Genomic DNA, 6,973 nt, shown 5'->3' on the forward strand with positions numbered 1-6,973 from the left:
GGTTACGACTTTCTGTTCCAGGGAGGTTTTCGCAAGCGGTTACGACTTTCTGTTCCAGGGAGGTTTTCGCAAGCGATACCAGGGTGAAGTCGCCGCCAATTACGCAGGTTCAGTGACCTCGAACATGGCGATCAACGACGTGCTCCTCTCAGTCAAGCCGACCGATAAATTGACCCTTAACGCAATGGCCTTCAACTACCACCAGCTCTCCCGTACGCATGAGCAGGACTTCGCTGCACGTGAGGTCGACCTTTTTCTGGATTGGATGGTGACGGATAACGTCACACTCTCGCCTCTGGTCGGCTTCTACAAGCCCGAAAAGTGGCTCGGGGACGGTGGTCTGCAGAGCGGGAGCGCATCAACGAACACTTACTTCCAGTTCATCGTCTGGATGACGTTCTGAGTCGCCGCTCACGCCGTAACGACGAAGGTTTGTTGCCGGTATCTTGATCGGGGGCGCCACCCGCGGTGGCGCATTCCCGATGGGAGGTCGCCAGGCAACAGACGATCGAGGAGGGGCCAGGCTAGGTGGTTTTTTTGCCGACGAAGCCCATCTCGATTGGGGTCTTTATGTAGAACACAGAGATTTCCTCAGCCTCCAGCCTCTTGAGCAACCTTTCGGATTCGTCCTCGGTGATAGCCATGCGAATCTCCGTAGGCTGATCCGCGAGTTCAAAAAAATGCGAAGAGTGCAGTCGACCGGTGTGTCCAAAACCCTCGATAGCCGTAGAGAGAGTCGCACCACGCAGCCCCATCTCCTTGGCCACATCGACGATCCATTCGCCAAGCATCTTTCCCTGATAACGGCGGTTCTGTTGAGTGAAGAAAATCACCAGAARACCTTTCATTTTCATCTCCTCATCGCATGCCAATGATTTGATAGGACAAAAGCCCGGCAGCGGTCATCACCAACGAGCCTACGACGTGCAATGAAATTGAGCCGAGCGCCCAGAGCAGTCTGCCTTCCTGGATCAGGGCAACTGTTTCGGCGGAAAACGTAGAAAAGGTGGTAAGCCCACCGCAGAAACCCGTGATGATCAGCAGGCGCCACTCAGGACTCAAGGTGGGTGAGGCGGCCAAAAACGCGATAGCCAGGCCAATGATGTAGCCCCCGACCATGTTCGCGACCACCGTGCCCGGGGGAATCGTGGGGAACAGGGCGTTCAGCTTCATGCCCAGGAGCCAGCGCAACCAGGCACCAAGTGACGCACCAACGGCGATAACTGCGAGTGATTTCAGCATGGCGGGCTCACCTCGTCAGACCTGGGCCAAACTGATAGCAGGTAAGCACAACAGAACTGAAAACTTCAAGACCGTACGCAAGTGACTGTACCGGGCCCCCTCAGGTCAGAGCCACGAAGGCGTGGACATCTTGCGCCCACGCCTCATCAAGTTACAGCATGCGGCGCAGGACGTCGTTTCGAGGGTCCCGGTCGTAAAACCGGTGTTTGAGGGCGCCTACGACATGCAACAGGATCAGTCCGAGCAGGGTGTAGGCGAGCACTTTGTGCAGCCATTGGAAGACGACGAACCAATTGTCATTTTTCGGAAGGAGCTCCGGCAGGTTGACCCCAAAAAAGAACACCCCGTCGCTCATCGTGTAAGTGCTCGACATTGAGTAGCCCATCAACGGCACGATCACGACGAGCGCATACATGACACGCTGCGTAAGCCTTGACAGGAACCTTTCATAACTTGCCAGCGTTTCCAGCGGCTGCGGAAGCACGGGGGTCCGAAAGCGCAGGGCGATGTGGGTCAGGACAACCAGAAACACCAACAGCCCAAAGGATTTGTGCCACGGGTAATAGAGCTCGTACTTGCTCGCCACTTCGTCATTCAGACCGGTCATATGCCAGCCTGCCCAGAGGAGGCCTGCGATGAGTGCGGCACGCACCCAGTGCAACATTCGCAGGGACGTCGGATACCGATCGGTTGTTTGTTGATCTATCGGGTTCATCGCAGTCTCTCCATTGATTATCAACGGCATCAGGGATGCACTTTTGAACGCTAACCCTCGCGGCACAGGGGCCGGAGGGTTATTCGGTCAGGACAGGGATCGTGCTCAGGAAGGTAGCAGCACGGTGATGACTTTCTCCTCGGTGTAGGCCACCGCGCCGGCAAACCCGCCTTCACGGCCGATACCGCTGGTCTTTACGCCACCCCAGGGCAGGTTGGCGTCCAGCGGACTCCAGCAGTTGATACCCACGGCACCGGCCTTCACCGCAGCGGCTACGCGGTGYGCTCGCACCAGGTCGGTCGTCCAGACCGTGGCCGCCAGGCCGTAGGAGGAGTCATTGGCCAGTGCGATAGCTTCCTCTTCGCTGTCGAAACTGATCAGCGTGCCGACGGGCCCGAAGATTTCGTCTTGGGCGATCGCCATGGCGTTGTTCGCGTTGGTGAAGATCGTCGGCCGGACAAACCAGCCCTGTTCAGGCGTCGATACACCACCGGCCAGCAGCGAGGCGCCTTGGTCTATTCCCAGTTGGATGTATCGGTTAACGCGATCGAATTGCGCTTTCTTGGCCACCGGTCCCATCTGTACACCGGGCTGGCGAGGGTCGCCCACGTTGACTGCCTCTGCGGCATCGGCCAGCGCTGCGCCGAAGCGATCTGCGATGCTGCGGTGCACCAGGATGCGCGAGCCGGCCGCACAGACCTGGCCCTGGTTGGCGAACAGGCCGAGCGCACACCCGCGCAGCGCGTCTTCGAAAGAGGCATCGTCGAAGACAATCTGGGGGCTTTTGCCGCCCAGTTCCAATGCCACGCGCTTGAACAGCACACCGGCGGTGCGCTGGATTTCGCGTCCGGCCTCGGGGCTGCCGGTGAAGCTGATCTTGGCAACGAGCGGGTGTTCGCACAAGGCGCGACCCACCTCATTGCCGTAGCCGGTGACCACGTTGATCACACCGTCAGGGAAGCCCGCTTCCTGAGCCAGCACCGCCAGGTGCAGGGCAGACTGCGGCGTCTCTTCCGAAGGTTTGATGACCACGGTGCAGCCTGCCGCCAGCAACGCGGCGAGCTTCCAGACGGTGATCATCAACGGCGAATTCCAGGGAACGATGGCGCCGACCACACCCACGGGCTCGCGTACCGTGTACGAAAGAGTCTTGGTGCCGAAGTAGCCACCGGTGGGAATGGTGCGCCCTTCCAGCTGGTTGGCCCAGCCAGCAGCGGCACGCAGGTTGGCGATCGCGTTGGGCAAGTCCATCCGGCGCGGTTCGATGGGTGAGCGACCGATGGCGTTGGCGTCGCATCACGTTGCTGTAGCGACCACAGGGAATCATCAGCACGCCGTGGTTCAGCAGGTAGCCCATGAGCTGGCCGATTTTTTCGGGCGCCAGGGGAGCCTTGGTGGCTGGGTCTTCAACCAGTTCGATACCGATCATCAGGCCGCGGCCGCGGACTTCAGCGACGAACGGGCTGTTGAAGCCACGGATACGTTCCTGCGCCTCCAACCCCAGGGTGTGCGCACGGTTGAGCAGATCGAGCTCCGGGTCCTGCAGGATGCTGATGTTGGTCAGCGCAACCGCCGCAGACAACGAGTTGGCGGCAAAGGTGTTGGGCATCGATCCGTCAGGAATCGCCGCCGCCAGGTCCGAACGCATGATCAGGCCCGCCATTGGCAGGTCGCTGCCGATGCCTTTGCCGAACGTGAGCATGTCCGGCTTCACGCCCGAGTGCTCGACCGCCCACATCTTGCCGGTGCGCCCTGCGCCGGATTGCACTTCATCGACGATCAGCAGCGTGCCGCTACGGTCGCATGCTTTGCGCAAAAGCTGCAGGAATTCTGGTGAAGGAGGCACGTAGCCGCCTTCGCCCTGCACCGGTTCCACAATCACGGCAGCCACGTCATCGGCGGCGGTGTAGGGGGTGTTCAACAGGTAGTCCACATATTCGCCGGCGATCTGCTCGGCGCTTTTGTGAGTGGTGTCGAAAGGGAAACGGTAGGCGTAAGGGTAGGGGGCGTGAATCACCCCGCCCATTTGGGCTCCGTAACCCTTGCGGTATGCCGTACCTGTCGTCAGGGAACCCGAGGCGTTCCACACGCCGTGGTAGCCTCCATGAAAGGCGATGATCTGGTGCCTCCCGGTGATGCGTTTGGCGAACTTGATGGCTGCTTCAAGCGCATCGCTGCCGCTTTGCGTGAAGAAGGTGATGCAGTCGCCACGCAAGCCGTCGGGCGCGATCTCGGAGAGCTTGGCCGCCAGCTCGGTGCGCCGGGTGCTGTTGACCTCCAGGGCATGCATCAGCACTTCGGACTGTTCGCGGATCGCCTGCACCACCTTCGGATGGCAGCGGCCTACGCTGCTGACGCCCACGCCGGCGGACAAATCGATGTAGGTGTTGCCATCCGGGTCTTTGAAGGTCGCGCCGAAGGCGCGGTCCATGGCCACAGGCATGCGTCCGCCGCCGCGCGCCATCGACTCGGTACGCGCCGACAACGCCAGGGCCTCGCTGGTTTTGGGGCCGGGAAGTGTGCTGGAGGTAATTCGCGGGGCATCCGCGAAATGGAGGGATTCAAGTTTGGCTTCACTCATGACGTTCACTCTGGATGTCGATTTAAGTGTGCTGATCATCTCCGTGGTGTGTGTATGGCCGGTAGCCCGAATTGGCATATGAGTGGACCGCCCTGAGCGCACTGTCCAGTGAATTTAAAATCTCATAAAGAATTGTGCAAAATTCTCACTATGTGCGAATATCGCATAGGAAGGCGATCTAAAAACAAGAATATTGGCAGAGGCTTTCGACATCATGAAAAATCAGACTATCAGCCATTTCAGAGACGTCCATGTCCATGCGGCCACCGTCCAGGAGTGGAACCAGGACTACAGTCAGCTAACGGCAGGCTCGACTGAGAGTTCGCTGATGCAGTTGTCGACGGCGGGTGTCCACGTCTTTCTCGAGCAGATCAACCAGCGTGTCGTGCAGCACGGCGTGGCTCCCCGAGGCAAGATGTGCTTTGCCGTGCCGATCACCACCCCGGGTTCGATTCGGATGCAGGGACGGGAGGCGGACGATAGCAGCCTGTTCTTTCTTCACGGTGGCGAGGAGTTCATGTTCCATATGCCGATGGGCATGGAGCTGCTGTCCATCACCTTCGAACGTGAATTGTTCGAGCAGGCGTTGGCGCAAACGGCTTCGGCGAAGGAGGTCAGCCTGTTGCTGCGTCAGCCGGTGATCAGGGTTTCCACGCCGCGCTTTGCAGACGCTCGTCGCCGATTGCTGGCGATGTTCTCCCAGGCCCTGGTGTACGAAGAACTCGACAGCACGCGAGATCGGGAGCGGGAGCTGGCGCTGGAACAGGCGATGCTCGGCGAGTTGCTGCAACTCATGACCGACCCGGCTTGCGACAAGCAACAACGCTCCGCAAGCTCCACGCGCAGCTTCATTGTCGAGAAATGCCACCGTCTGGCGACCGCGGAGATGATCGACGTGCCCAGCGTGATCGAGTTGTGCCAGCGACTCCAGGTCAGTCGGCGTACCGTGCAGAACAGCTTTCGCTCGGTTGCCGAGACGACGCCGCTGAATTACTTGCGCTCTGTGAGGCTCAACGGTGTACGCCGGACCTTGATGTCCACCCGCGCGTCGCATCTCTCGATCGGCGATGCCGCTGCCCAATGGGGCTTCTTTCACCTCAGCCATTTTGCGGCGGAGTACCAGGAGCTGTTCGCAGAGTTGCCGTCCCATACCCCCCGCGCTGCCATCACCGGTTGCGCTCATGCCTGAACACCCGCCCGCTGAAAGCAGTGTGGGGTGACCGTTGGCTTCACAAGGATGTAGAGAAAGATGAATAGCCTGCGCCGTCTGCTCATGGTCTTCGACCTGTTTCGCCCGGAACAACCGGTCATCGATGTGGACATCATTTGCCGGGAGCTCGGCTACACGTCCGCCACCGCCTATCGTTATCTGCGCGAACTGGGCGACGCGGGCTTTTTGAAGCGATTGCCGCGCGGTTATGCGCTCGGCCCGCGAATCGTCACGCTGGAGCATCTGATGACGAACTACGATCCGTTGTTGGCATGCAGCCGGGATCTGGTCGACAACCTGGTCGTCGACACCGGCCTGGACGCGCTGGTCAGCGAGTGGCATGGCGACTCCGTGGTCAACGTGCTGATCCATCGTGGCTCCGATGCTGGACCGGTCGGTAGCGGCAGGGGGCGGTCGATCGATCTTTTCCACAGCGCGACCTCCCGGGTCGTACTGGCTTATCTGCTACCGCGCCAAATCCGACGTGTTTACGACGCGCACGTGAACCCATCCGAATTGCAGCATCTGGGGCTGGAGTGGAAGCCGTTCATCAAGAGCCTGCTCGCCATCCGCAAGCAGGGCTACTGCATCAGCGAAAGCGAGCTGCACCCAGGACGCAGTGGCGTCGCGGCGCCGATCTTCGACGAAAAGCAGCGCGTCCTAGGGAGCATGACCCTGGTGGGGCGCAGTGAGCGGTTCGGTGCGTTTCAGCAAGGCTATCTGTGCGACCTGGTGACCGGCGCGGCGTCAGAACTGACGGCGCGTCTCGCTTCGCAGTGAGGTCAGGCAGGCGGATGGCGCTGTTCAGGTGATGGCGTAACAGGTTACCGATTTGGGATACCGGGGCGTTCACGGTGAGGCATAGGATCGAATCCAGCGTGCGATAAAAGCGACAAGCTCTATCGGTGACGGTGAACGGCTTGCTGCACCGATCCTACAGCGACTGCCTCATACAATAAGGTCAAGAACATGAGCGTATCTATCCCGATCAACAGTTCGACGGAGTTGAAGCGTGGTGCCCTGGGTGTTGGTTTCATCATCTTCTTCGTGGTGTCGGCGGCGAGCCCGTTAAGTGTSATCGCCGGTGGCTTCCCGATTGGCATCATGYTGGGTAACGGGGCCGGCACGCCGGCTTTGCTGATCCTGGCGTTGCTGGTGCTGCTCGCGTTCTCGGTGGGTTACACCACCATGTCCCGGCACCTGACCAATGCCGGCGGTTTTTATG

Annotated in this window: 5 protein-coding genes and 4 pseudogenes; 4 read left to right on the forward strand and 5 right to left on the reverse strand. The window is 60.0% G+C overall.

Going from position 1 to position 6,973, the window contains the following annotated elements:
• A pseudogene (locus tag AC1DLB_RS23190) lies at positions 1-403 on the forward strand (hypothetical protein); the annotation flags it as partial.
• 121 nt (positions 404-524) lie between these two features.
• Here the strand turns inward: AC1DLB_RS23190 and AC1DLB_RS23195 are convergent.
• From AC1DLB_RS23195 to AC1DLB_RS23215, 5 genes and pseudogenes are all read right to left on the reverse strand, one after another.
• Positions 525-848 carry a DUF190 domain-containing protein gene (locus tag AC1DLB_RS23195; protein WP_477785711.1) on the reverse strand — a complete coding sequence of 108 codons (324 nt, stop codon included), beginning with the start codon at positions 846-848 and terminating at the stop codon, positions 525-527.
• Positions 849-858: 10 nt separating this feature from the next.
• Positions 859-1,242 carry a fluoride efflux transporter CrcB gene (gene crcB / locus AC1DLB_RS23200; RefSeq protein WP_064617293.1) on the reverse strand — a complete coding sequence of 128 codons (384 nt, stop codon included), beginning with the start codon at positions 1,240-1,242 and terminating at the stop codon, positions 859-861.
• A 151-nt stretch (positions 1,243-1,393) separates the two neighbouring features.
• A complete protein-coding gene (locus AC1DLB_RS23205) occupies positions 1,394-1,957 on the reverse strand; it encodes a cytochrome b (protein WP_477785712.1) in 564 nt (187 codons plus the stop codon).
• A gap of 105 nt (positions 1,958-2,062) precedes the next feature.
• A pseudogene (locus AC1DLB_RS23210) lies at positions 2,063-3,250 on the reverse strand (aldehyde dehydrogenase family protein); the annotation flags it as partial.
• A pseudogene (locus AC1DLB_RS23215) lies at positions 3,249-4,538 on the reverse strand (aspartate aminotransferase family protein); the annotation flags it as partial. The pseudogenes AC1DLB_RS23215 and AC1DLB_RS23210, both read right to left, overlap by 2 nt.
• A 214-nt stretch (positions 4,539-4,752) precedes the next feature.
• Here AC1DLB_RS23215 and AC1DLB_RS23220 point away from each other — a divergent pair.
• The 3 genes and pseudogenes from AC1DLB_RS23220 to AC1DLB_RS23230 all read left to right on the forward strand — a co-directional run.
• Complete coding sequence (locus tag AC1DLB_RS23220; RefSeq protein ID WP_026286553.1) at positions 4,753-5,727, forward strand: helix-turn-helix domain-containing protein; 975 nt, start codon at positions 4,753-4,755, stop codon at positions 5,725-5,727.
• 60 nt (positions 5,728-5,787) lie between these two features.
• The gene (locus AC1DLB_RS23225) at positions 5,788-6,528 is read left to right on the forward strand and encodes an IclR family transcriptional regulator (RefSeq protein ID WP_018927846.1); all 741 of its coding nucleotides are present in this window, start codon (positions 5,788-5,790) and stop codon (positions 6,526-6,528) included.
• 189 nt (positions 6,529-6,717) lie between these two features.
• Positions 6,718-6,973 (forward strand): annotated as a pseudogene (locus AC1DLB_RS23230) (amino acid permease); the annotation flags it as partial.

This window comes from Pseudomonas sp. 05N434 (genome assembly GCF_056396965.1).